The sequence below is a fragment of the Bradyrhizobium sp. USDA 3262 genome (assembly GCF_054060035.1).
The window spans coordinates 4,169,328-4,194,159 of record NZ_JBSSCT010000001.1 but is presented as its reverse complement, the minus strand read 5'-3'; the positions used below and the strand labels follow the sequence as shown (position 1 = coordinate 4,194,159).

Here is a 24,832-nt window from a genome sequence, read left to right as displayed (position 1 = left end):
CTTCACGAACTTCGCATTCATAAAGCACACTAGAATCATAAGTTTGCTAGTGTCCTTATCGAATCCGAAGTTCGTCCCGAAGATGCGGCGAATGATGCGAACTTCGGATTCGGGACACTAGCCCTTCGTCACCACGGCCTGGCCTGTCACCGGCGCGGAGATGAGCGGTGCGTTGGCGGTGAGCCGGGCGAGTTCGTTGATCTGGCGTTCGGCGTCGGCGGCCATGCCGTCGGGCGCCTGGATCACCAGCCGCTCCAGCGCCCAGCGATAGGACGAGATCCGCCGCTCCAGGGCCTGCTGGACCCATTGCACGATCAGCGTGTTCTCTTCCATCCGCGCCACCGCGTCAGCGCGCTCGCGCGGCGACACATCGGCGATCATGTGGAGGCTGGCATTGCGCTTGCGATCGAGCTCGATCACCTGGATCGCGGTGGCGAAGAACGGCTCGAAGCGGGTGATGTCGTCGCGCACCTCGTCGATCAGCAGCGAATAGCGCGAGGCGAACGAGCGATGCGGCTCGTCGATCAGATTGCGGCCATAGGCGGTGCGATCGAACACGACCCTCTGCCGCCACGGCGAAGGCAGCGGCTGGTAGTCGCCGAACACGCTTTTCCACGCCGGACGCGACAGCGGCGGCTCGATGAACTGATAGGCGAGGTCGCGCAGCTGACGTTCGTGTTCGGTGAGCTGGAATTGCGAGGCGTTCTTGCCGATGCTGCCGGTCGCCTCGGCGCCGATCCAGCGATGCATGTCGTCGTTGCGGAAATCGGCGCGGGTGCGGCCGAAATCGCCGCCGCTGCAGCCGGCGAGCGCCGAGCCCGCCAGCAGGATCAGCGCCGGGAGTGACCGCCGAGCGACGGTCCGCTGCACAAGCTCCGGCATTGCCCGATGTCCGCGATCAGGAGCGGCGTCGGCGACGGCGGCCCTGCGCAGTGCCCTGCTCCGGTCCTCGACCACCGCCGGTCCCCTCCGTCGTTCGCTCGATCCGGACGACGGGAAGGATCAGTACGGTCCCCATGCCTTCGCCGGCAGCACCGGCCATGCCCGGCCGCCGTGCAGCCGCATCCGCCGGAAACTCAACGATGGTGCCCATGTTCCGCTCTCTCTGGCCCCGCACGGACATGATTTGCCCCGCGCACGCCGAGTTAAGAACGCGCATGGTTAATGACATCTTAAGCCTCGGGTACGGACGGTTACGGATATGGCGCTGTGCCTTAATAGACACGCGCAAATTCGAGCATTCACCTTCACGGCTTGTTTTCCTTAACTGCCTCTTAAAACAGCCTGCGTAGGCTCGCTGCCACAAGGTTTTCAAACCGAAGTTCACTGGCAAGTCGCGTACGCCCGAGATGAGCGCAGCTCCGCTATTTCCTGGTTTCGATGGGCTGATGACGCTCTCCCGTCGCGAGGGCGTCGACATCCGCCCGACGCTGCTGCGCGTTCTGACCGACCTCTATGTGCAGGCGAGCGCACATTCTGCCGATGAAGAGCGCCAGTTCGTCGAACTGACGACGCGCCTGATCGACGAGGTCGACGACGCAACCCGTGCCGCGGTCCGCGCGCGGCTTGCGATCTATCCGGCCACGCCCGCCCTGATTATGGACAAGCTCGGGCTGCGCCGCGTCGGTCCCGACCAGCCGACGCCGGCGGCCACGCCAATTCCCGCGCCCTCACCGTCCGCGCTGCCGGCCAAGATCCCGACCGAAGCCGAACTGCGGATGGCCGCGAGCCTCGCCATGCGGCCGAACGATGCCGCCGAAATCTCCGACATGTTCTTTGCCGCCAGCACGAAGGAGCGCGCGCAGATCCTGCACAATCTGCAGGAGACGCCGCTGAAGGCCGCCGCGCGGATCCCCGCCGCGCGCGCCGCGCGCGCGATCCATATCCTGGAGATGGCGGCGTTTGCCGAGGACCTCGATAACTTCACGCTCGAACTCGGCGAAGCGCTGATCCTGCCGTCGCGGATCGCCGCCGACGTGGTCAACGATCCCGGCGGCGAGCCGCTCGCCTGCGCGATGCGGGCGCTCGACGTGTCGAGCGCCGCATTCCAGCGGATCCTGATGTTCCTCAATCCGGAAGCCGGCTCCTCGGTCAATTACGTCTATCGGCTGTCGCGGCTCTACGATCGCCTGAGCGAGCGCTCGGCGCTGGTGATGCTGGCGGCGTGGCGCGGCTCGACCATGGCGGTGGCCCGCGCCAGGTATCGCTCGTCGCTCTATGACGATGAGCGTCATCGCGTGCGCGCGACATCCTCGCAGACGCGCCCCGCGCTGCAGCCCGGCAGTGCGCCCGCCATTCGCAACCAGAAATCCGGAAGCTAGTTTTTAGCCAGATCGAGGAAGTGCCGTCCGGCGCGATCTTCGGTCTCGACGATCCAGGCATCGGGATCGAAGCGGAGCTCCTTGGTCAAGCGCTCCTCGATTGAGGGCTCGGACACCGGCTGTGGTGCGGTCGGCACGAACAGCCGCTCGACCGGACGGCTGTCGTCATAGACCGTCTGCGGCGCGGGCGCATACAGCATCGCGTTGCCGTCCATCAGCGCCACCTTGACGAATACGGCACCGGCTTCCTCGGCGCCCTTCTTGCGGACTGCGCCGAACACGCCCTCGGTCTGGCAGCGGCGCAGATACGCCGCGACCCAAATGCTTGTTTTCAATCGCATGCGCCGACCTATAGGCCAGCGGCGCGGTCACGTCCAATTGTCACAGATGTCGTCACGCAGCGGCGGGTTGACCGAACCAATCGTCACCCATATCCTTGCATCCGCGGTGCAAGCCGCGCCCGGGTCCACGGGAAGGGTTGAACCCACTTGCACCAATTGAGCGGCCAACCAAGCCTTTGTGCAGCCGGTTTTGTGGACCATCGGCGATGATGCACGGAGGTTTCCATGGACCGATCGCCCGCGCGATTGAATCTCGAACATCTGAAGAAGCAGGCCAAGGAGCTCATTCGCCTTTACCGGCGGCAAGCGCCGGAGGCTTACGCGCGTTTCCGGCATGCGCTTCCGGCTGCGGCCGGGCGCAGCGATACTGAGATCGCTGCGCTCAATCTGCGGCTGCACGATGCGCAGTCCTGCGTGGCGCGCGATCTCGGCTTCGCCTCCTGGCCGGACCTGCGGCGCTATGTCGACGCACAATTGCCGCCCGGAAAAAGCAAGGCCGACCGCGTGCGGCGATGGCTGCAGTTGGTCTATGCCGCAGACGTCGCCGGCACCACCGACCGCGCCAATCCGCGCGTTGCGGCGCGGATGTTCACCGAGGATCCCGGCCTCATCGCCGATGATCCCCATCTCGCCTGCGCCATCGGCGACGAGGCGACGCTGCAACGCACCGCCAACGACGATCCAGCATGGGTCAATCGTCCCGGCGGTCCCTTGAAACTGCCGCCACTGGTCGCGGTCACGCATTCCAGCCTGTTGCAGATTGCGGAATTTCAGGCCCGGCTGCATCGCTGCGCACGCCTGCTGCTGCAGGCCGGCGCCGATCCCGACCAGCACATCAGCAGCCGCTGGCCGCCCGGAACGCTCGACGCACCCGATGACAGCAATCCGCTGTCAGCGCTGTACGGCGCCGCCGGCCGCAACCACGATCTCGAACTGACCAGACTGTTGCTCGAAGCGGGCGCCAATCCGAACGACAATGAATCGCTGTATCACTCGCTCGAAGGCTCGGTGACGACAGGCCTGCTGCTCGAGCATGGTGCGCGGATCGCCGGCACCAACGCGATGTACAAGGTGCTCGATGACGAGAACGTGGCGGCGCTCGACCTGCTGCTGCGGCACGGCGGCAATCCGAACGAACCCGCCGGCAACGCGCCGCTGACCGATTGCGGCTCGCCGCTGATGTGGGCGATCCGCCGGCGGCGGTCGCGGACCTGCATCGCGACACTGCTCGACGCCGGCGCAGATCCGCACGTCACGACGCCGGATGGTCTCAGCGCCTACCGCTACGCATTGCAATTCGGACTGACTGAGGTCGCCGAGTTGCTGCGCGAGCGCACCGGCGACGAGACGCTTGCCGATGATGAGCGGTTCGTCGCGGCATGCAGCAGCGGTGATGAGGGCAAGGCGCGGCGAATCCAGGCCGGCCGGCCCGATCTTCCGGGTTCACTTTCACCGCAGCAATTGCGGTTGCTTCCTGAGCTCGCCGCGGCAGGCGGCGACGATGCGGTGCGGCTGATGGTCGAACTCGGCTGGCCGATCACGGTGCGTGGCGGCGATTGGGATGCGTCGGCGCTCAATCACGCGGTGTTCCGCGGCAATGCCGCGCTGACACGATTCCTGCTCGAGCACGGCGCGGAATGGACCGAGCAGCACGGCTTTGGCGACAACGCGTCCGGAAGCTTGTCGTGGGCCTCCTGCAACGAGCCGGTCAGCGGCGGCGACTGGGTGGGCTGCGCGCAGGCCCTGCTCGATCACGGGATGCCGCGTGCCATTCCGGATCGCGACGATCCGGAATGGGTGCTGCTGGCCGGCCGCAGGAAGCTGTTCTCCGACGAGGTCAGGGACGTGCTGCTGGGCGAGACGACCTGAGCAAGCCGCAACGAAAACGCAAATGGCCGGGACATGCCCGGCCATGACGGAGATCGATTCAATTTCGCCGCAAAGAACTACTCGATCGAATGCCCGATCATCGTGCTGAGCTCGCGCACCAGGCGATCGGACATCTGCCCGGTCACCGGCAGCTTGCGGGCGCGCTCGAACTTCGCGATCGCGTGCTGGGTATCGGCGCCGATCGTGCCGGTCGGCTTGAGCTGGCCGTAGCCATACTCGGTCAGCGTACGCTGGACTGCGGCGATGCGTTTGCCGGCCGGGCTCAGATGCTGTGTCGGAATCGACGCCGGCGGACGAATGACGCTGGACGGCGTGGCGGCCGGGGACGGTGCTGCGGCCGGCGGCGCAGTGGTCGATTTCAGCACCAGATTGGCCATCGGATCGACCGGCTTGGCCTCGGCCTTGGGTTCTGCCGGCTTGGCTTCGATGGACCTGGTCTCGGCCGGCTTGGTCTCCACCGGCTTCACGTCGACGGGCTCGGCCGATCGGGCAGCCGCCTCGGCCGGACGCGGGCGCGGTATCGGGCTGGTGGCCGCGGCAACCGGGGCCGGCGGCGGCAGCGTCACCACCGAACCGCCGAACATCGGCGACGGATGACGGCCGGCCTGCAGGAACAGCGCATTGATCAGGATCGCAACAATGGCAGACGTCGCCAGCACACCGGCAACCAGATCCTTCGGACTGTGCAGCAGCAGGCGCAGGACGAGGCCACGTTCCTCCTCGGCCGCGATGGCCACTGCCTTGGCGCCGCGGCGACGGCGCGGCGTTTCGTCGTCATCCAAAGTGTGTCTAGGCACTCTTCTTCACCTGATGGGTTTGCTCTTGTAGTCCGGAACGCAGCGCGGGCTTCAGGGGCGAGACATTGCTGGACGGCTCGACGGCGGCGGGCGGGGTGAACGCCAGCGGCAGCGCGACCGACACCGTGGTGCCCTCGCCCACCTTGCTCTCCACATTGATTTCGCCGTGGTGCAGGCCGACCAGTCCCTTCACGATGGAAAGACCAAGACCAGTGCCCTCGTGGCGGCGCTGATAGGTCTTGCCGGCCTGGAAGAACGGATCGCCGATCCGCTTGAGATCATCGGCGGCGATGCCGACGCCGGTGTCCGAGACACGCAGCACCAGCCGCGATCCCTCGACGCCGGCCGACACCGTCACCTTGCCGCCGCGCTCGGTGAACTTGATGGCGTTGGAGACCAGATTGAGCACGATCTGCTTGAACGCGCGCGGATCGCCGTTCACGATCGGCAGATCGTCGGGCACGCGGGTGACGAGGTCGACGCCGCTCTCGCGCGCCTTCAACGCCACCAGATTGCAGCAATTGAGCAGCGCCGGCCGCGGCGCAAACGGCTCCGGCGAAATCTCGAAATTACCCGACTCCATCTTCGACATGTCGAGGATGCCGTTGACGACGGACAGCAGATGCTGGCCGGAATCGTTGATCAGCTGCGCGTATTCCTTGCGGCGGGCCACGTCGAGGCCGAGCACGTCTTCCTGCGCGATCATCTCGGAGAAGCCGATGATGGCGTTGAGCGGGGTGCGCAGTTCGTGGCTCATGGTGGCCAGGAAGCGCGTCTTCGATGCATCGGCCTGCTCGGCCACATTGCGCGCCTGTTCGAGCGCCTGCTCCTGCACCTTGCGATCGGTCACGTCGCGGATCACCGCAACGACCTCGGCATCGACGGCGGCCTGATCGAGCGGGCGGCAGCGCATCTCGGCCCAGATGAATTCGGCGGCGACCTCGCCCCGCGCACCGTCACGGCGCACGCGGAACTCGACGCTGCGCGAGTCACCGCGCGCGGCGTCCGACAGCGCCGTGAGATAGGCCGGGCGATCGGCGACATGAACGCGGTCGAACAGGCCGTGGCCCAACAGCCGCGATGCCGGCACGCCGAGCATGTTCTCGGCCGCGGGGGAAATGAAGCGCACGGCGCCGTTGCGGCTGTGCCGCGACAGCACGTCGCTCATGTTATGCGCGAGCAGGCGGTAGCGCTCTTCCTCGACATAGAGCAGCGCCACGCTGGTACGCGCCAACGACTCCGCGCCGAAGGCGAGTCCGGCGGCGTAGAAGATCGCCGACACGACGCCGAACCCGACGAGCGTACTGTTCGAAGCAACCGCGGGATCGACGACCGGCAGCACATGATAATGGCCGAGCACACTCAGCAGCGCCGCGCAGATCATCGCCAGCGCGAACGCAAACGCCACCACGCGCCGCGAGGCCGACAGCGCCGCCTCGATCGGAATGACGACGAGCCACACGGCGGCGAACGAGGCGATGCCGCCGGTCGTCGCCGCGATCATCATCACGAGGCCGGCGAGCGCCAGCGACGACAGCACATGCGCGCCTTCATAGCGGCCGGTGCGCGACAGGAACCACGACAGCAGGATCGGCGCGATCAGCCAGGCGAATGCCGCGACCTCGATCGCCGTCGGCGCACCGCGCATCGCAAGAAAGGCAGGGAACGAGGCAAGCGCCGCCAGGCTGCCGAGCAGCCGCGGCGCCATGAAGGCACGATGGCGCGCACGCGTCAGCGCATCATATTGCGCCGACGGATGCAGCAGCGCATCCAGGCAATCGCGGATCAGACTCAAACTACTCACAGCACTCGCGCTTCGGCTCAATCGTCAACACAGACGCGCCGCAACGCCTCCTTCGTGATTGCAGGTCAACCTGTCAGAGCGAACTTAAGCGAACGCTAAGGCTGGGCGGCCTGCCGCCAAACACCGTGCATTGGAGTGGGTTTGACCCGCTATTCACCGGCCATTTGTCGGGGATGGTGAACGGCTGGTTTCCGGATGCGACAATCTATGGTTTCGAAATGGTGGACGCGGCGGATCCTGCGCATCCGACGCGCGTCGGGCGCCATCAATCGAAAATTTACGGCGAATCAATTCAGGCGAATTTTCCGCGATTTTTCGGCGGATTTACTTCAATGCAGATACTTCCGATTTATCGACCGATGCTAACCCTCAAGACCAATAGCGGCATCGACCGCGCAAGAAGCAAGACAAGACAGACGACCGGGATCGCGCCATGTTCTTCCTGCTGCGTTTGGCATTCTGGCTCGGGCTTGTGCTCGTGCTGCTGCCGAGAGACAAAACACCCGAGGCGGACAAGACGCCGCCGATCAGCGCGTCGGATGCGGTGTCGGCCGCGACCGCGACGATCAACGACATGGGCCAGTTCTGCAAGCGCCAGCCGTCCGCCTGCGAGGTCGGCGGCCAGGCCGCGACCGCGATCGGCCAGCGCGCGACCGACGGGGCGCGCAAGCTCTACCAGATCATCACCGACAAGAAGCCGCCGGACCACACCGGCTCGATCGGCAAGGACGATACCGATTCAGCCACCGCGTTCCGCGACACGCTGACCGCGGATGACCAGTCGATCGAATTCCGCCTGCCGCCAACGCCGTGAGCGGAAACCAAAGCGCTGTCGCGCGAAGCGGATCCCGGTTCGCGTTGAAGAAAACCCGTCAAAACAACCGGGAACCGGGTCCATTTTCATCGCTTTCGCGGCCCGCCTTCCTATATAAGCCGTCAAGGACAGGACGCGGGCCACGATGACGACGATCGACGAAATCAGGGACAATTTTGCGCTGCTGGACGAGTGGGACGACCGTTACCGCTATGTCATCGAGCTCGGCCGCACGCTCGAACCGTTGTCGGAGGCGGAGCACTCGGCCGAAAACAAGGTGCAGGGCTGCGTCAGCCAGGTCTGGCTGTCGAAGCGCATCGAGCGCGGTGCCAACGGCGAACCGCGCCTGATCTATATCGGCGATAGCGACGCCCACATCGTGCGCGGCCTGGTCGCGATCGTGCTGACGCTGTTTTCCGGGCAAACGCCCAAGGAAATCCTCGGCACCGACGCACTCGCGCTGTTCGACGAATTCGGCTTCCGCGACCATCTGACGCCGCAGCGCTCCAACGGCCTGCGCTCGATGGTCGACCGCATTCGCAACGATGCGCGCGAGGCGCTGGCGTCCGCCGCGTAATCTCCTATTTCCGCTTCCGCGCCTGCTGGCCGAGGCCCATCTTCTTGGCGAGCTGCGAGCGCGCCACCGCATAGTTCGGCGCCACCATCGGATAGTCGGCCGGCAGGCCCCATTTGTCGCGATACTGCTCCGGGGTCATGTTGTACTGGGTGCGCAGATGGCGCTTCAGCGACTTGAAGCGCTTGCCGTCCTCGAGGCACACCAGATATTCGGGCGTGATCGACTTCTTCATCGACACCGCAGGCTTGGCCGGCTCGCTCGGCGTGTCGCTGCGTCCGCTCGACACCCGCAGCAAGGCGGAGTGGACCTGGCTGATCAGGTTCGGAATGTCCGAGGCCGGCGTCGGATTGTTGCTGAGGTAGGCCGAAACGATGTTGGCGGTCAGCTCGACCGGCGTTTTGCCTGACGTATCGGACATGGCTCAATCTTCCCCGTGCTATCGACAGCCCGGCGCCCACCGGACAGTATCCATGCGCAGCAATACATTAATGGAATCGCGTACTACTTTGCGAATATGCACGAATTGCAGCAAATCTGACAACAACGGCCGCGTTTCCGGCCTCGGGCCGGCCGCGCGCAAGTATTGGCCCGGATCTTAAGAGGCTGACCGGAAATTAAAGTTGGGTGATTTCAGCAGGTTGTGATTCTTCGAGGTGTTCGAAGCCATCGGAGAAGCAGATGACCTGGACCGAAATCACCCGCTGTCAGCATGACAGACGAGCGCTGCGCTATGCAAGCGATTGTACGGATGCGGAATGGGCCTTGATCGAGCTGTTGATGCCAGGGCGGAGCAAGGTGGGTCGACCGCGCAAGACCTGCATGCGATCGGTATGGGATGCGATCCAGTACATTGCGACGACGGGATGCCAATGGGCGCTTTTGCCGAAGGATTTTCCTCCCTTTACGACGGTCCAGTACTATTTTTATGGCCTGCGCGACAGCGGGGTGTTGGACTTGATCAATGACGCCTTGGTTGAAATCGCGCGCAGGCTTGCTGGACGGGAGCCGCAACCAACGGCGGCGATCATCGACAGTCAATCGGTCAAGACGACCGAGAGCGGTGGGCCGCGCGGCTTTGATGCGGGCAAGAAGATCAAAGGTCGCAAGCGTCATATCGTCACCGACACACAAGGAAATTTGCTGAGCGCCATCGTGCACCCGGCCAATGTTCAGGATCGGGACGGTGCGCCGACCGTCGTCACTTTGGCGTGTGCGAGCTACCCGACTATTGCGCACTTGTTTGCTGACGGCGGCTACGCCGGCGAAAAGCTTGAGAACGCGCTCCGGAGAATCGACGGGCCCACTATTCAAATTGTCAAACGCCCGGATGAGGCAAAAGGCTTCGTTGTTGTTGCCCGACGCTGGGTCGTCGAACGAACGTTGGCATGGCTTAACCGCTGCCGACGTCTTGCCAAGGATTGGGAGGCCTCCGTCACCTCGGCTGAAGCATGGCTCCTTATTGCGTCAACTCGACAACTGGTCCGCCGCATCGCCAGATCGGCCAACGTCAAGTCATGAATTTTGAGTCAGACTCTAAGGCCGCTGCTCCAGGTGCGACCTGAGCTCGTCGATCGAGGCAAATCGCATCATGCCCTCCGGCATCTGCGCCTCGATCGATCCGTCCGAATAGAGCGAATAGGCCATGCCGTCGACGACGCCGGATTTGAGCACGGTCACCGGCGGCTGCTCCTGGGGCGGCGGCGGATGGCCCGATGCCGGCGAGGCGGCGGCGGCCGACTGGGCCTCGCCGAAGGTCGATGGCGTGCGGGGCCCGCGTCGCGGGGCGACGTCGACCGACCGCGGCCGGTCGGCCTTCGGCCAGGCATCGTCGAAGGTTGCCGGCGCCGGTTCGGCCGAACCGCCCGGATTCGAGCGCAGTTCCGGCGACAACAGATCCGGCGTGAGCGGCTCGGCGGCACGCCCATGGCTCCGTTCGCGCTCCTTGCGCGAGGAGGAGAACAGCAGATTGCGCCGCTTGGGCGGTGCAGCACCGTCCGCGGGCGCGGCCGCTGGTGCGGACGGCGGCACCTCGCCTGATGCGCCGCGCGAGGCGATTTCATCGTGCCAGGGCGGCGGCGCCGTCGGCGCGGATGGCGGGGACGCTGGAGCCAGCGGCGGAGGCGCCGACACCTTCGGCTCAGGCGGTGGGAACACCGGATCGTCGGGAGTGCCGCGCGGGGAAGTTGCAGACGACGACCCGGACCGCAGACCCACGGCAACGACGGCATCGAGCCGGTCGCCCATGGCCTGGAGTTCGCGAAGGATGGCGGCAAGGGCCACAACAATCACGCCGGTACATGCGCCGGTCACGCCTGTTGCGATCAACGTGCCGCCGACGCTGAATTCCTTGTTTGGAATTCCGAGGCCGATCGCCGCCAAGCCCGCCACGACCAGGCCCGCGCCGACGACCAACAGACCAACCTTCATCGAACTAACCCCCGGGAGACCCGACCGAAAATCGGCGCGGGCCACCAACGCCACGATACCGTCATATTGCTCACACCGCCAACCGCCAATTGTAGACAGAGTTCCCTAAAATCCCGCTTAACCGGGCGCGATGCGCTGCTTCACCGCGGCCGCAGCGGCTGTCGGGCAGCCAGCTCCCGTAGATCTACTGGCTACGAATTGCTGCCAATTTATTGCAACGCATCTGGGAAATTACGCCACAATTACCAATTACTTGGAAACGGAACTGCGCTATGGATGCCGGGGAATGAGGCCCTAAAGCGCCAATCTGGGCCACAGGCACGCCGGTATCACTAGCTATGTCATCGATTACGACGTCTGCCCTCGAGGCGCCTGCGCGGCGCTCGGTGGAGAAGACCTGCGACGATCTCGCTGTCCTCGTCCTCGGCGTGGTCGCCGTGGTCGCCGGCTTGACGTTCCGCGATTACGGTCTGGGCTGGGACGATTACACCCACGCTGAATATGCCGACCTCCTGCTGCGCATGTACGGGTCCGGGTTCAAGGACACCGGCGCGCTGTCGTTTGCCAATCTGTATATGTACGGCGGCGGCTTCGACATGGCCGCGGCCCTGCTGCACAAGATCATTCCGCTCGAACTGTTCGAGACGCGCCGCCTGCTCGGGGCAATCGTCGGCGTCATCGGCCTTGCGGTAACCTGGCGCCTGGCGCGCCGCGTCGGCGGCCCGCTGGCAGGACTGGCGGCGCTGCTGCTGCTGGCGCTGTGCCCGACCTTCTACGGCCACATGTTCATGAATCCGAAGGATGCGCCGTTCGCCGTGGCGATGGTGGTCCTGATCATGGGCCTCGTGCGCCTGATCGAGGAATACCCGGCGCCCTCGCCGCGCACCATCCTGATCGTCGGCCTCGGGGCCGGCCTGTCGATCGGCTGCCGCGTGCTTGGCGGGCTCGCATTGATCTACGCCGTGGTCGGCTTCGTCCCGCTCCTGATCGAGGAGTTCCGCAAGCAGGGCCCGCGTGAGGCGACCCACCGCTTTGCCCATGTCGTCTATGTGCTGCTGCCGGGACTTGTGCTGGGCTATCTCGTGATGGGCCTGATCTGGCCATGGTCGATCATGGAGCCCGGACATCCGCTCGAAGCGGTGACCTATTTCTCGCACTTCTTCGAGAAACCCTGGAAGGAGATGTTCGACGGCGCGCTGGTGTCGGTGCCGGACATGCCATGGTCCTATCTGCCCACTTTGTTCGCGCTGCAGCTTCCCGAAGTGCTGCTGGTGCTGCTGGCCGCCGCCGTCGTCATCACCTTGATGTCGCTGTCGCGCTACGACGTCACTGCAAAGCGCAAGTCGATCATGCTGATGCTGACGCTGGCGGCGACGCTGCCGCTGGTCATCGCGATGGTGAAGCGGCCGGCGCTCTATAACGGCATTCGTCACTTCATCTTCGTGATTCCGCCGATGACGGTGCTGGCCGGCGTCGCATTCGCGCGCGGCATGGACTGGCTCGGCGAGAACCGCCGCGCCTGGCAGCCCGCGGCGCTCGCTGTGTTCGCGTTCGGCCTCTTGCTGCCGCTCAGCGAAATGATCCGCCTGCATCCGTATCAGTACACGCACTTCAACCACATCGCCGGCACGGTGCGTACCGCGGACAACTTCTTCATGCTGGACTATTGGGGCCTGGCGCTGAAGCAGGCATCCGACGGGCTGCGCGAGCAACTGGCGGAGCGGCAGGAAGTGCCGCCGCAGAACCGCAAGTGGAAGGTCGCGGTGTGCGGACCGCAGCGCCCCGCGCAGGTCGCGCTCGGCCCCGACTTCACGATCGGCTGGGACAGCAATGCTGCCGATTTCGCGATGACGCTCGGCGAATTCTACTGCAAGGGCCTGGCCGCGCCTGTGATGGTCGAGATCAAGCGCGACGACGTCGTGTTCGCCCGCGTCTACGACATCCGCGGCCGCAGCATCTCGAGCCTGCTGGCGATCCCGGCGCCGTAACGCATCACGCTGCCCACTGACGATCGCCGTTCGGAGCGTGGGCCGCATGCCGACATGACTGTCACGCCGTTACCCTGCCTTGCTGTGGTCCGGCGGCGGCGCTAGGCTTCGACCAAGCAATAACGTCATCAATGGAGCAATCGGCCATGTCGCCAGCGGAAGCGCGCCTGAAGGAAGTGCCGTCGGATATGAGTGCGGCAGAATGGGAGCAGCGGATCAATCTCGCCGCCTGCTACCGGCTGGTCGCGCTCTATGGCTGGGACGATTTGGTCGATACCCACATTTCCGCGCGCGTCCCCGGACCCGAGCACCACTTCCTGATCAACCCCTACGGGCTGATGTTCGACGAGATCACCGCATCGAGCCTGGTCAAGGTCGACCTCGACGGTAACCAGCTCTCGAAGAGCGACTACAGCATCAACCCGGCCGGCTTCACCATCCATTCCGCGATCCACGAGGTGCGCGAGGACGCCGGCTGCGTGCTCCATCTGCACACCGTCGACGGCACCGCGGTGTCGAGCGGCCCCGAGGGCTTGCTGCCGCTGAACCAGACCGCGCAGCTCGTCACCCACGACCTCGCCTATCACGACTATGAAGGCATCGCGCTCGATCATGACGAGCGTCCGCGCCTGCAGCGCGATCTCGGCAGCAAGAACCATATGCTGCTGCGCAATCACGGCACCCTGACGGTCGGCCGCTCGGTCGCGTCCGCGTTCGAGCGGATGTACCATCTGGAGCGCGCCTGCTCGATGCAGGTGGCGACCCGCGCGCTCGGACCGATCGCCTATCCGGTCGACCCGCACGCGATCGACAAGAACACCGAGCTGCTCTCCAACCCGGACCGCGCCGAGCTGCGCTCGACCCAGCTGGTCTGGCCGCCGCTGCTGCGCAAGCTCGACCGGGTCAATCCCGGCTATCGTGATTGAAATTTCACAATCTTCGGCTAGGCTAACGGCCGACACCCTCTGCACTATCCGAATCAAAACGCCGCCCAATTCCGGGCGGCGTTTTTACGTGCAGCGCGCCTTGCACTATTTGGCGTCGGCGAATGCCGCCAGGATCCGCGCCCAGGAGCGGATGCCCTTGTGGTAGCTCTTGAGGTCGTACTTCTCGTTCGGCGAATGGATGTTGTCGTCGTCGAGCCCGAAGCCGATCAGCACGCTGTCGAGACCGAGCGTGTGCTTGAAATCGGCGACGATCGGGATCGAGGCGCCGGAGCCGATCAAGAGCGCCTCCTTGCCCCATTCGTCGGTCAGCGCGCGGCGCGCGGCTGCCAGCGGCTTCATGTTCCAGTCGAGCGCGATCGCCGGCGCGCTGGAATGGTCGGTGAACTCGGCCTTGCAGTCGGCCGGCAGGCGCGCCTTCACATAGTCGCGGAACGCCTTTCGGATCTTCTCGGGATCCTGTCCCTCGACCAGGCGGAACGAGACCTTCGCTGACGCCTCGGCCGCGATCACCGTCTTGGAGCCCTCGCCGGTATAGCCGCCGACGATGCCGTTGATGTCGCAGGTCGGGCGCGAGGAGACCTGCTCGATCAAGAGCCGGTCCTTTTCGCCGGCGGGCACCGAGAGGCCGATCGGCTTGAGGAAGCTCTCCGGCGTCAGATTGAGCTGCTTCCATTGGGCCAGAATATCCGGCGGCAAATCCTTCACGCCGTCATAGAAACCCGGAATGGTGATGTGGCCGTTCTCGTCATGCAGGCCGCCGAGGATCCGCGTCAGCACGCGGATCGGATTCTGCGCGCCGCCGCCGAACACGCCGGAATGCAGGTCGCGATTGGCGGCCTTGATCTTGACCTCGTCATAGACCAGGCCGCGCAGCGAGGTGGTGATCGCCGGCGTATTCGGGTCCCACATGCCGGTGTCGCAGACCAGCGCGAAGTCGGCCTTGAGGTCGTCCTTGTTCGCCTCGAGGAACGGCACGAAATTCTTCGATCCGATTTCCTCCTCACCTTCGATGACGATGGTGATGTCGACCGGCAGCGATCCCGTCACCGTCTTCCAGGCACGGCACGCCTCGACGAAGGTCATCAACTGTCCCTTGTCGTCCTCGGCGCCGCGCGCGACGATGATCTTGCGCCCGTCGGCATGGTCGGTCACCACGGGCTCGAACGGCGGACGGTGCCAGAGATTCAACGGATCGACCGGCTGCACGTCGTAGTGGCCGTAGAACAGTACGTGCGGGCGTCCGTCGCTCGCGCCGTTCAGCTTGCCGACCACGGCCGGATGGCCGGCGGTCGGCCGCACTTCGGTCTTGAAGCCGAGGGTTGCGATATCCTTGGCGAGATGATCGGCAGCCGCCTTGCAGTCATCAGCGAAGGCCGGATCGGCCGAGATCGATTTGATCCGCAGCAGCGTGAACAGCCGCTCGAGACTGTTGTCGAAATCGGCGTCGATGCGATCGAGGACGGGCTGCAGCTTGGCGTTGGACATCGCGGATATCCTTGTTGTTGGACGTTGCGCCAGGTTGTAGCGCGCCGGCCGCGGGAGGCAAAGCCGGTCTCCTGCTCAAGCCGGCCGGCGCGACGCTATCTGCGCAGCAATCCACCGAGAGCGCCGCGCACCAGCGCCCCGGCCGATCGATCCGCCAACCGAACCGCCGAGCGATTTGCCGAGATCGGCGGCCACGCCACCGATCACCTTGTCGGTCACCGAGCGCGTGACGCTGCGCGCGATCACCTGCCCGGTCGACATGCGGCCGCGCTTGACGTTGGTGCCGAAGATCGTGGACGCGATCGAACCGATCTGGCCGAGGATGCCGCCACCCTCGCCGCCAGCGCTGCCGTCCGCCGGCGCCGCCGTCCCGGCGAGCCGCTTCTGGATGATCTCGTAGGCGGATTCGGCATCGACCGCGGTGTCGTATTTGCCCTTCACCGGGCTCGCATCCATGATCGCCTTGCGCTCCTCGGGCGTGATCGGCCCGATCCGCGCCGACGGCGGGCGCACCATGACGCGCTCGACCATCGACGGCGTGCCGCCGCCCTCGAGGAACGACACCAGCGCCTCGCCCTTGCCGAGCTCCATGATCACCCGCGCGGTGTCGAGCTTCGGATTGGGCCGGAAGGTCTGCGCGGCCGCGGCAACCGCCTTCTGGTCGCGCGGCGTGAAGGCGCGCAGCGCGTGCTGCACGCGGTTGCCGAGCTGCGCCAGCACCTTGTCCGGCACATCGATCGGATTCTGGGTGACGAAATAGACGCCGACGCCCTTGGAGCGGATCAGCCGCACCACCTGCTCGATCTTGTCCATCAGCGCCTTCGGCGCGTCGGTGAACAAGAGATGCGCCTCGTCGAAGAAGAACACCAGCTTCGGCTTCGGCAGGTCGCCGGCCTCCGGCAATTCCTCGAACAATTCCGAAAGCATCCAGAGCAGGAACGTGGCGTAAAGCCGCGGGCTCTGCATCAGCTTGTCAGCGACCAGGATATTGACCATGCCGCGGCCGTCGCGGTCGGTGCGCATGAAATCCTTCAGCGTCAGCGCCGGCTCGCCGAAGAACTTGGCGCCGCCCTGGTTCTCGAGCACCAGGAGCTGACGCTGGATCGTTCCGACTGTCGCCTTGGACACATTGCCGTAGCTCTGTGCCGCTTTGCGGATCGGTGCCAGCGGATCCTCCTCGTCGTCGGCAGCCTTCTTGCTGCCGTCGGGGGCGATCGCATCCAGCAGCGCCCGCAGATCCTTCATGTCGATCAGCGTGAGGCCGTTCTCGTCTGCGACACGGAAGGCAACATTGAGCACGCCCTCCTGCACGTCGTTCAGATCGAGCATCCGCGAGAGCAACAGCGGTCCCATCTCGGTGACGGTGGCGCGCACCGGATGGCCCTGCTCGCCGAACACGTCCCAGAATACGGTCGAGAACTGATCCGGCTGGAAGGTCAGGCCCATCTCCTTGGCGCGCTTCAGGATAAAGTCCTTGGCCTCGCCGACTTCGGAGATACCGGAAAGATCGCCCTTGATATCGGCTGCGAAGACCGGAACGCCGGCGCGCGCAAATCCTTCGGCCATGACCTGTAGCGTGACGGTCTTGCCGGTTCCCGTCGCACCGGTCACAAGGCCGTGGCGGTTGGCCAGCGCAAGCGTCAGCCAGGCTGTTTCCTCGCCCTTGCCGATAAAGATTTTCTCATCGGTGTCGGCCAACTTGGTGTCGGACGTCGCCATCGCTTCGCCTCTTAACGCGATTTTAAATCGGCTCGATCCATTCGAACCGATGACATCATATTGCATCTTGCAGGTCGATTGAAACCATCGGCGCGCACTGATGTATATTGTCGCTCCAGCAGTTCCTCATACTTTATTCCCGGCCAAGTGACGAAAGGCATTGCGCATTGCGACAAGATGGTGTGAATCCGCCGCTCACTCTTGCAGAGGTGCAACACTTCCGACGCGATCGAAAAAGAAAACGAACTGAAATGCGCGGATCGCTTGTATTTCGTGACACAGGCGCTCAAGATAAATCTTCAAGAATGATCCGGCAAAAACCGGTTGAGGCGGGGCAATATGGACGAATTGGTTGGGCAGCTGGCCGCGAAGGCCGGCATCGACGGTGCTGTCGCTGAAAAAACCATCGGCATCGTTCTGGGTTTCCTCCGTAACGAGGGACCTTCCGACAAAGTCCAGGCTCTGATCGACCAAATCCCCGGCGCCGAAGCGGCAATCGCCGCCTCCAACAACAGCGGTGGTCTATCGCGGTTGATGGGTGGCGGTCTGATGGCTGTCGGCACCCGGCTGATGGCGCTTGGATTGAGCATGAGTGAGATTCAGAACGTCGCGCGTGAACTTTTCAGGTTCGGCCGCGACAAAATCGGAGCGGATCAAATGGGCGAGATCATCTCGGGGACGCCGGGCCTCAGCCAGTTTGCCTGAAGCATTTTTCCCAAACGCCATTGCACGTGCGCTCCCTTCTACCTGCATACGAGTATCATGACATACCCCCTCTCCGAGATCGAAGGCCTGTCCGCCTATTGCGCCACCAAACTGAAATCGCAGGGTATCCGCACGACCGACGCACTGCTTGAAGCCGCCCGCACCGTCAAGGGACGCAAGGCGCTCGCCGCCAAGACCGGGATCAGCGAACAACAATTGCTCGAATGGGCCAACATCTCCGACTACATGCGGATTCCCGGCATGGGCAAGGCGAAGGTCGGCCTGGTCCGCGCCGCCGGCGTCACCACCGTGCGCGAGCTCGCGCACCGCAACCCGTCGCGGCTCGCGCAGAGCATGAAGGACGCCAATGTGCGGCGTAAGCTCGTCCGCGTGATGCCGTCAGAGAAGTCGGTCGAGCTGCTGATCGAAGAGGCACGCAAGCTGCCTCCAAAAATCACCTATTAGCCTGTCTTAACGGCATTCGGCCGCCGGCCGCGTCACCCGTCATCGCCACACCTTGACTTGCCGCTGCGGTCAGCGCAAAGCCACCGCATGATGGCGAGCAAGCCCATAGCATCGACGGTGACCGGCCCGGCCGTATCGGCGGTGCTGCCGGCGCTGTTGTCGCGGCCTTATCCGGCGGTGATGGGCATCCTGAACGTGACGCCGGACTCGTTCTCCGACGGCGGCCAGTTCGCCACCCCCGAAGAGGCGCTGGCACAGGCCCGCAAGCTGGTCACCGAGGGCGCCGATATCATCGACATCGGCGCGGAATCGACCCGCCCCTACGGCTCGCAGCCGGTCACCGCCGAGGCCGAGATGGCGCGGCTGAAGCCGGTGCTGGCCGACGTGATCGCGCTTGGCGTGCCGGTCTCGATCGACAGCATGAAATCGGAGGTCGTGGCCTGGGCGCTCGACCAGGGCGCGGCGATCGCCAATGACGTCTGGGGCCTGCAGCGCGATGCCGGCATGGCGCCGCTCGTCGCCGCACGCGGCGTGCCCGTGATCATCATGCACAATCGCGAGCAGGCCGATCCGGCGATCGACATCATGCAGGACATCGCCGCCTTCTTCGAGCGCTCGCTCGCGATCGCCGCGAGCGCCGGCATTTCGCCCGACCGGATCGTGCTCGATCCCGGCATCGGCTTCGGCAAGACCCCGGAGCAGAGCATGATCGCGCTGGCGCGGCTCTCCGAGCTCGACGCGTTCCGCCTGCCGCTGCTGGTCGGCGCCTCGCGCAAGCGCTTCATCAGCACGGTCGTGCCGTCGGAGCCGCAACAGCGGATCGGCGGTTCGATCGCCGCGCATCTGATCGCCGCGCAGAATGGCGCCCGTATCATCCGCGCGCATGACGTCGCCGAGACCGTTCAGGCGCTGCGCGTGGCCGCGGCAATCGAGGGACAGCAATGACCGACACGATCTTCATCACCGGGATCGTCATCCATGCCCGTCATGGCGTGATGGAACATGAGACCGAAGTCGGGCAGCGCTTCGTCATCGATCTCGAGCTCTATACCGACCTCTCGGAATCCTCGCGCACCGACCGCCTCTCCGACACGGTCTCCTATTCCAACGTGGTGGCGACCGCGACATCGGCATTCAAGAACACCAACTACAAGCTGCTGGAGCGCGCCGCCGGCGCGGTGGCCGAGGACATCCTGGCGAGCTTCCCGCGCATCCGGGCGGTCAAGGTCACGGTGCACAAGCCGCATGCGCCGATCGCCGCGATCTTCGACGATGTCGGCGTGGTGCTGACCCGCTCGCGCCATCAACCGCCCCAGGGTTGAACGCAGATGGCTGACGTCCTGATCGCCCTTGGCGGCAATGTCGGCGACGTCCGCATCACGTTTCGCAAGGCGATCGCCAATATCTGCGGCATGACCCAGGCCGCGCTCGTCGCGCGCTCGTCGGATTATTCGACGCCGCCCTGGGGCGAGCAGCAGCAGGACAGCTTCATCAACGCCTGCATCGAGATCGAGACCAGTCTCGATCCGCATGCGCTGCTGTTCACGCTGCACAAGATCGAAGCCAAATTCGGCCGCGACCGCGCCAATGAGCGGCGCTGGGGGCCGCGCACGCTCGACCTCGACCTGATCGCCTATGATGACGTCACACTGAACAAGCCGGAACTGACGCTGCCGCACCCGCGCCTGTTCGAACGCGCCTTCGTGCTGGTGCCGCTCGCCGAGATCGTTCCCGACCGCGTCATCGCCGGGCGCCGCGTCGCCGATGCGCTAGCCAAGGTCTCCGCCGACGGTATTTTCCGTCTAGCGGACCTCGATTAAAGCCAAACCACCGCAAACAACCGTTTGGCTTGGCCGCCCGCCCGTGGCAATTTCCGGCCAAATCAAGGGGCTCCTCGCGGGGCCGGTGAAGGACGATTTGGGCGGATGACGACCTCGACTGACGATTTGGCTCTGGCTTCGGATTTTCGACCTGCGACCTATGACGACTGGCGCAAGCTGGTCGACGGCGTGCTGAAAGGCGCCCCGTTCGAGAAGCTGGTCGGCAAGACCTATGACGGCCTGAAGATCGATCCGATCTACCGCCGCGCCACCAACTCAAGCCCGCTTGCCGGCCGCGCCGCGGCTGCGCCCTGGCAGATCCTGCAGCGGGTCGATCACCCCGATGCCGCACAGGCCAATGCGCAAGCGCTGCAGGATCTCGAGAACGGCGCGACCGGCCTCGAATTCGAGTTCGCCGGCGGTCCCGGTGCGCGCGGCTTCGGCCTTGCCGATGCCAGCAAGAAGACGCTGGCGCGCGCCTGCGGCGGCGTCCATCTCGATGCCGGCATCATGATCGCGCTCAACCCGGTGATCGGACGCGAGAACGCCGGCGAGACCTTTGCCGACATGGTCGAGGCCCGCAAGCTCGACCCGGCCAAGCTCGACCTGCATTTCAATTACCAGGCGCTCAGCACCATGGCCGTGCGCGGTGCTGCGGCCATCGCCTGGCCCAACTACGAAAAGTCGTTCGGCCAGGTCGTCAATGGCCTGATCAAGCGCGGCTTCAAGGGGCCGTTCGTGCTGGCCGACGGCCGGCCGGTCCATGATGCCGGCGGCTCCGAGGTGCAGGAACTCGGTTTCACGCTCGCGCTGGGCCTCGCCTATCTGCGCATGCTGGAAGGCGCCGGCATCGATCTCGATGCGGCGCGTGCGGGCATCTCGTTCCGCCTCAGCGCCGATGCCGACCAGTTCCTGACCATGGCGAAATTCCCGCGCGTTGCGGCTGCTCTGGGCACGGGTCGAGCAGGCCTGCGGCCTCGCGCCGAAGCCGATCTTCGTCAACGCGCAGACCGCCTGGCGCATGCTGACCCAGCGCGATCCCAATGTGAACATGCTGCGCGCGACGATCGCAACCTTTGCGGCCGGGCTCGGCGGCGCGAACGCGATCACGGTGCTGCCGCACACGCTGGCGCTCGGCCTGCCTGACGACTTCGCCCGGCGCGTGGCGCGCAACACCCAACTCGTGCTGCTCGATGAGTCCAACCTGGCAAAGGTCTCCGATCCCGCGGCCGGCGCCGGCGGCATCGAGACGCTGACCTCGCAACTCTGCGAAGCGGCGTGGACGCTGTTCCAGGAGATCGAGAAGGCCGGCGGCGTCTTCGCCGCACTCGAGCAAGGCCTGCTGCAAAACAAGGTTGCGGCGACGCGATTGCTGCGCGAGACCAATGTGGCGAAGCGCCGCGACGTGCTGACCGGCGCCAGCGAATTCCCGGATCTGCGCGAGGCCGCCCCCGCGGTGCTGGATGTGAAACCATCAGCGCCGGCGTCCCCCGCCGACGCCAAGGTGAAGTTCGATGCCCTCGCACCGATGCGGCTCGCCGAGCCGTTCGAGGCGCTGCGCGACAGGTCGGATGCCGCGCTCAAGGCGCATGGCGCACGGCCGAAGATCTTCCTGGCCAATCTCGGCACCGCCGCGGACTTCACGGCTCGCGCGACCTTTGCCAAGAGCTTCTTCGAAACCGGCGGGATCGAGGCCATCGACAGCGAAGGCTTTGCCGACGCGGCGGCGCTGGCCGCAGCCTTCAAGGCCTCCGGCGCCACGATGGCGTGCATTTGTTCCTCGGATAAGATCTATGCCGTCAGCGCCGCCGGGGCCGCCAGGGCCCTTCAAGGCGCCGGAGCAAGGCATATCTATCTGGCAGGGCGGCCCGCCGACCAGGAAGCGGCGCTGCGGGCGGCCGGCATCGGCGAGTTCGTCTTCGCCGGCGGTGATGCGCTGGCGACATTGCGCGAGGCCTATCGGCGGATGGAGCAGACATGAGCGCAGAGGCACCATCGACACCCGTTCTGACCGGCGGCTGCCAATGCGGCGCCGTCCGATTTGCCGTCTCGGCGGCACCGACCCGGATCAGCATCTGCCACTGCCGGATGTGCCAGAAGGCGTCCGGCGCGCCATTTGCCTCCTTCGCCGACATCGATCGCAACGACTTCAAATGGACCCGCGGCAAGCCCGCCGCGTTCAGGTCCTCCTCGATCGCCGAGCGCGACTTCTGCGCGGCCTGCGGAACGCCCCTGAGCTTCCGCCGTATCGACGGGCCGCGGATCGAGATCATGACGGGCTCATTCGACCGGCCCGACCGGGTGATACCGACGCAGCAATTCGGGACCGAGTCCCGCCACGGCTGGGTGGTCGGCATTGCCAACCTGCCGAGCCAGACCACGATGCAGAATTACGGGCCGGACAAGATGGCGACGATCGTCAGCCGTCAGCATCCGGATCATGATTGAGTCAGAAGCTACAGCGATTGATCGAACGCAATCGCCAGTTTGAGGAAGCCCAGGAATGACGCGCATTCCCAATTTCGCCGATGTCGCCTTCCAGCCCGTTGCCACCACGGCCCCGGCTGCGAGCGCCGAGCCGTGGCTGACGCCCGAGGGCATCCCGGTCAAATCCGTCTACGGCGAGGCCGATCTCGAAGGCATCGACTTCCTCGAGACCTGGCCGGGCATCGCGCCCTATCTGCGCGGCCCCTACCCGACCATGTATGTCAACCAGCCCTGGACGATCCGGCAATATGCCGGCTTCTCCACGGCGGAGGATTCCAACGCGTTCTATCGCCGCAACCTTGCCGCTGGGCAGAAGGGCCTGTCGGTCGCATTCGACCTCGCCACCCACCGCGGCTACGACTCGGATCATCCGCGAGTCTCCGGCGACGTCGGCATGGCCGGCGTCGCGATCGATTCCATCTACGACATGCGCACGCTGTTCGCCGGCATCCCGCTCGACCAGATGAGCGTGTCGATGACCATGAACGGCGCGGTGCTGCCGATCCTCGCGCTGTTCGTTGCGGCCGCCGAGGAACAGGGCGTGCCGCCGGAGAAACTGTCGGGCACCATTCAGAACGACATTCTGAAAGAGTTCATGGTGCGCAACACCTACATCTATCCGCCGGCGCCCTCGATGCGGATCATCTCCGACATCTTCGCCTACACCTCGCAGCGGATGCCGAAATACAACTCCATTTCCATTTCCGGCTACCACATGCAGGAAGCCGGCGCGACGCAGGACCTCGAGCTCGCCTATACGCTCGCCGACGGCGTCGAATATCTGCGCGCCGGACTTGCCGCGGGCCTCGACGTCGATCGTTTTGCCCCCCGCCTTTCCTTCTTCTGGGCGATCGGCATGAACTTCTTCATGGAAGTCGCCAAGATGCGCGCCGCGCGGCTGCTCTGGGCCAAGCTGCTCAAGCAGTTCAACCCGAAGGATCCGCGCTCACTTAGCTTGCGCACGCATTGCCAGACCTCGGGCTGGTCGCTGACCGCGCAGGACGTGTTCAACAACGTGATGCGCACCACGATCGAGGCGATGGCGGCAACGCAAGGCCACACCCAGTCGCTGCACACCAACGCGCTCGACGAGGCCCTGGCGCTGCCGACCGATTTCTCCGCGCGCATCGCCCGCAACACCCAATTGTTCCTGCAGCAGGAGAGCGGCACCAACCGCATCATCGATCCCTGGGGCGGCTCCTATTATGTCGAGCGGCTGACCCGCGACCTCGCCGAAAAGGCCTGGGGCCACATTCAGGAGGTCGAAGCGCTCGGCGGCATGGCCAAGGCGATCGAGGCCGGCGTGCCGAAGCTGCGGATCGAGGAAGCCTCCGCCAAGACCCAGGCGCGGATCGATGCCGGCCGCCAGGCGGTGATCGGCGTCAACAAGTTCAAGCCGGACAACGAGAAGCCGATCGACGTATTGAAGGTGGAGAACTCCACCGTGCGGCGGCTGCAGATCGACAAGCTGGCGCGACTCAAGAAGGAGCGCAACCAGAAGGACGTCGATGCGGCGCTGGCCGCGCTCACCCGCTCGGCGGGCGAAGGCAATGGCAATCTGCTGGCGCTCGCGATCGACGCCGCGCGCGCCAAAGCCACCGTCGGTGAAATTTCGGACGCGATGGAAAAGGTGTTCGGCCGTCACCGTGCCGAGATCAAGTCCATCACCGGCGTCTACAAGCGAGAGGCAGCGGCGATGTCCAACAAGGTCGAAAAGGTGCAGGCGCTGATCGATGCGTTCGAGGAGGCCGAAGGCCGCCGCCCGCGCATCCTGGTCGCCAAGATCGGCCAGGACGGCCATGACCGCGGCCAGAAGGTGATCGCATCGGCGTTCGCCGATGTCGGCTTCGACGTCGATATCGGACCGCTATTCGCAACGGCTGACGAAGCAGCGCGGCAAGCGGTCGAGAACGACGTCCACATTCTCGGCGTCTCCTCGCTTGCCGCGGCGCATCTCACTGCGGTGCCGGAATTGAAGGCGGCGCTGAAGAAGCACGGCCGCGACGACATCATGATCATCATCGGAGGCGTGGTGCCGCCGCAGGACTACGACGCGCTGTATGCGGCCGGCGCCGAGGCGATCTTCCCGCCGGGCACCGTGATCTCGGATGCCGCCGAGGAGCTGATCCACAAGCTCAACGCCCGGCTCGGCCATAGCGCGGCGGCGGAGTAGCGCTGCCGCATCCCCGTCACAAGGCTCGTCATGCCCGGGCTTGTCCCGGGCATCCACGTCTTTGGTTCTATC

Annotated in this window: 22 protein-coding genes and 2 pseudogenes; 15 read left to right on the top strand and 9 right to left on the bottom strand. The window is 65.1% G+C overall.

Features of this window, described 5'->3' with window-relative positions:
• Window positions 1-117: 117 nt before the first annotated feature.
• Window positions 118-882, bottom strand: a complete 765-nt coding sequence (locus ACVWYP_RS19165) for a hypothetical protein (protein ID WP_304499407.1) — start codon at window positions 880-882, stop codon at window positions 118-120.
• Between the two features lie 16 nt (window positions 883-898).
• Window positions 899-1,093, bottom strand: coding sequence for a hypothetical protein (locus tag ACVWYP_RS19160; protein ID WP_304499406.1), 195 nt, complete (start codon window positions 1,091-1,093; stop codon window positions 899-901).
• Window positions 1,094-1,388: 295 nt separating this feature from the next.
• On the opposite strand from ACVWYP_RS19160, the gene ACVWYP_RS19155 reads away from it, so the two are divergent.
• A complete protein-coding gene (locus ACVWYP_RS19155) occupies window positions 1,389-2,321 on the top strand; it encodes a DUF2336 domain-containing protein (RefSeq protein ID WP_304499405.1) in 933 nt (310 codons plus the stop codon).
• On the opposite strand, the gene ACVWYP_RS19150 is transcribed toward ACVWYP_RS19155, so the two are convergent.
• Complete coding sequence (locus ACVWYP_RS19150) at window positions 2,318-2,662, bottom strand: DUF1491 family protein (protein ID WP_304499404.1); 345 nt, start codon at window positions 2,660-2,662, stop codon at window positions 2,318-2,320. The two genes, ACVWYP_RS19155 and ACVWYP_RS19150, sit on opposite strands and share 4 nt — an antisense overlap.
• A gap of 225 nt (window positions 2,663-2,887) precedes the next feature.
• Between ACVWYP_RS19150 and ACVWYP_RS19145 the strand changes: the two genes are divergently transcribed.
• Window positions 2,888-4,531, top strand: coding sequence for an ankyrin repeat domain-containing protein (locus tag ACVWYP_RS19145; protein ID WP_304499403.1), 1,644 nt, complete (start codon window positions 2,888-2,890; stop codon window positions 4,529-4,531).
• A gap of 77 nt (window positions 4,532-4,608) precedes the next feature.
• Here the strand turns inward: ACVWYP_RS19145 and ACVWYP_RS19140 are convergent, their stop codons facing one another.
• Window positions 4,609-5,334, bottom strand: a complete 726-nt coding sequence (locus ACVWYP_RS19140) for a peptidoglycan-binding domain-containing protein (protein WP_304499402.1) — start codon at window positions 5,332-5,334, stop codon at window positions 4,609-4,611.
• A gap of 7 nt (window positions 5,335-5,341) precedes the next feature.
• The gene (locus tag ACVWYP_RS19135; RefSeq protein ID WP_304499401.1) at window positions 5,342-7,153 is read right to left on the bottom strand and encodes a PAS domain-containing sensor histidine kinase; all 1,812 of its coding nucleotides are present in this window, start codon (window positions 7,151-7,153) and stop codon (window positions 5,342-5,344) included.
• Between the two features lie 433 nt (window positions 7,154-7,586).
• Between ACVWYP_RS19135 and ACVWYP_RS19130 the strand changes: the two genes are divergently transcribed.
• Together ACVWYP_RS19130 and ACVWYP_RS19125 are read left to right on the top strand one after the other, a co-directional pair.
• Window positions 7,587-7,967 (top strand): DUF5330 domain-containing protein, encoded by a 381-nt coding sequence (locus tag ACVWYP_RS19130; protein ID WP_028345346.1) that lies wholly within the window; start codon window positions 7,587-7,589, stop codon window positions 7,965-7,967.
• Window positions 7,968-8,112: 145 nt separating this feature from the next.
• Window positions 8,113-8,544, top strand: coding sequence for a SufE family protein (locus ACVWYP_RS19125; RefSeq protein WP_304499400.1), 432 nt, complete (start codon window positions 8,113-8,115; stop codon window positions 8,542-8,544).
• 4 nt (window positions 8,545-8,548) lie between these two features.
• Here the strand turns inward: ACVWYP_RS19125 and ACVWYP_RS19120 are convergent, their stop codons facing one another.
• Window positions 8,549-8,962 carry a MucR family transcriptional regulator gene (locus ACVWYP_RS19120; RefSeq protein ID WP_018270656.1) on the bottom strand — a complete coding sequence of 138 codons (414 nt, stop codon included), beginning with the start codon at window positions 8,960-8,962 and terminating at the stop codon, window positions 8,549-8,551.
• A gap of 260 nt (window positions 8,963-9,222) precedes the next feature.
• Here ACVWYP_RS19120 and ACVWYP_RS19115 point away from each other — a divergent pair, with 260 nt between their 5' ends.
• Complete coding sequence (locus ACVWYP_RS19115; protein WP_168859419.1) at window positions 9,223-10,062, top strand: IS5 family transposase; 840 nt, start codon at window positions 9,223-9,225, stop codon at window positions 10,060-10,062.
• A gap of 15 nt (window positions 10,063-10,077) precedes the next feature.
• Here the strand turns inward: ACVWYP_RS19115 and ACVWYP_RS19110 are convergent, their stop codons facing one another.
• Window positions 10,078-10,971 (bottom strand): DUF308 domain-containing protein, encoded by an 894-nt coding sequence (locus tag ACVWYP_RS19110; protein WP_304499399.1) that lies wholly within the window; start codon window positions 10,969-10,971, stop codon window positions 10,078-10,080.
• A gap of 338 nt (window positions 10,972-11,309) precedes the next feature.
• On the opposite strand from ACVWYP_RS19110, the gene ACVWYP_RS19105 reads away from it, so the two are divergent.
• Both ACVWYP_RS19105 and ACVWYP_RS19100 read left to right on the top strand, forming a co-directional pair.
• Complete coding sequence (locus ACVWYP_RS19105) at window positions 11,310-12,959, top strand: glycosyltransferase family 39 protein (RefSeq protein WP_137476441.1); 1,650 nt, start codon at window positions 11,310-11,312, stop codon at window positions 12,957-12,959.
• Between the two features lie 146 nt (window positions 12,960-13,105).
• Entirely contained in the window at window positions 13,106-13,885 is a 780-nt protein-coding gene (locus ACVWYP_RS19100; RefSeq protein ID WP_028345351.1) for a class II aldolase/adducin family protein, read from the top strand.
• Window positions 13,886-13,990: 105 nt separating this feature from the next.
• On the opposite strand, the gene ACVWYP_RS19095 is transcribed toward ACVWYP_RS19100, so the two are convergent.
• Both ACVWYP_RS19095 and ACVWYP_RS19090 read right to left on the bottom strand, forming a co-directional pair.
• On the bottom strand, window positions 13,991-15,391 hold the full coding sequence (locus ACVWYP_RS19095) for a M20/M25/M40 family metallo-hydrolase (RefSeq protein WP_304499398.1): 1,401 nt from the start codon (window positions 15,389-15,391) through the stop codon (window positions 13,991-13,993).
• A 95-nt stretch (window positions 15,392-15,486) separates the two neighbouring features.
• Window positions 15,487-17,110 (bottom strand): annotated as a pseudogene (locus ACVWYP_RS19090) (helicase HerA-like domain-containing protein).
• 339 nt (window positions 17,111-17,449) lie between these two features.
• Between ACVWYP_RS19090 and ACVWYP_RS19085 the strand changes: the two are divergent.
• From ACVWYP_RS19085 to scpA, 8 genes and pseudogenes are all read left to right on the top strand, one after another.
• A complete protein-coding gene (locus ACVWYP_RS19085) occupies window positions 17,450-17,815 on the top strand; it encodes a hypothetical protein (protein ID WP_016841849.1) in 366 nt (121 codons plus the stop codon).
• Window positions 17,816-17,872: 57 nt separating this feature from the next.
• Window positions 17,873-18,280, top strand: coding sequence for a DUF4332 domain-containing protein (locus ACVWYP_RS19080; RefSeq protein WP_018270650.1), 408 nt, complete (start codon window positions 17,873-17,875; stop codon window positions 18,278-18,280).
• A gap of 90 nt (window positions 18,281-18,370) precedes the next feature.
• Window positions 18,371-19,225, top strand: a complete 855-nt coding sequence (gene folP / locus ACVWYP_RS19075; protein ID WP_439711196.1) for a dihydropteroate synthase — start codon at window positions 18,371-18,373, stop codon at window positions 19,223-19,225.
• A complete protein-coding gene (gene folB / locus ACVWYP_RS19070) occupies window positions 19,222-19,602 on the top strand; it encodes a dihydroneopterin aldolase (RefSeq protein WP_016842351.1) in 381 nt (126 codons plus the stop codon). Before folP ends, folB begins: the two co-directional genes overlap by 4 nt.
• A 6-nt stretch (window positions 19,603-19,608) precedes the next feature.
• Complete coding sequence (gene folK, locus ACVWYP_RS19065; protein WP_304499395.1) at window positions 19,609-20,100, top strand: 2-amino-4-hydroxy-6-hydroxymethyldihydropteridine diphosphokinase; 492 nt, start codon at window positions 19,609-19,611, stop codon at window positions 20,098-20,100.
• A 105-nt stretch (window positions 20,101-20,205) separates the two neighbouring features.
• A pseudogene (locus ACVWYP_RS19060) lies at window positions 20,206-22,081 on the top strand (methylmalonyl-CoA mutase family protein).
• The gene (locus ACVWYP_RS19055; RefSeq protein ID WP_304499393.1) at window positions 22,078-22,548 is read left to right on the top strand and encodes a GFA family protein; all 471 of its coding nucleotides are present in this window, start codon (window positions 22,078-22,080) and stop codon (window positions 22,546-22,548) included. Before ACVWYP_RS19060 ends, ACVWYP_RS19055 begins: the two are co-directional and overlap by 4 nt.
• Before the next feature lie 55 nt (window positions 22,549-22,603).
• Complete coding sequence (gene scpA / locus ACVWYP_RS19050; protein WP_304499392.1) at window positions 22,604-24,760, top strand: methylmalonyl-CoA mutase; 2,157 nt, start codon at window positions 22,604-22,606, stop codon at window positions 24,758-24,760.
• The last annotated feature ends 72 nt before the right edge of the window (window positions 24,761-24,832 follow it).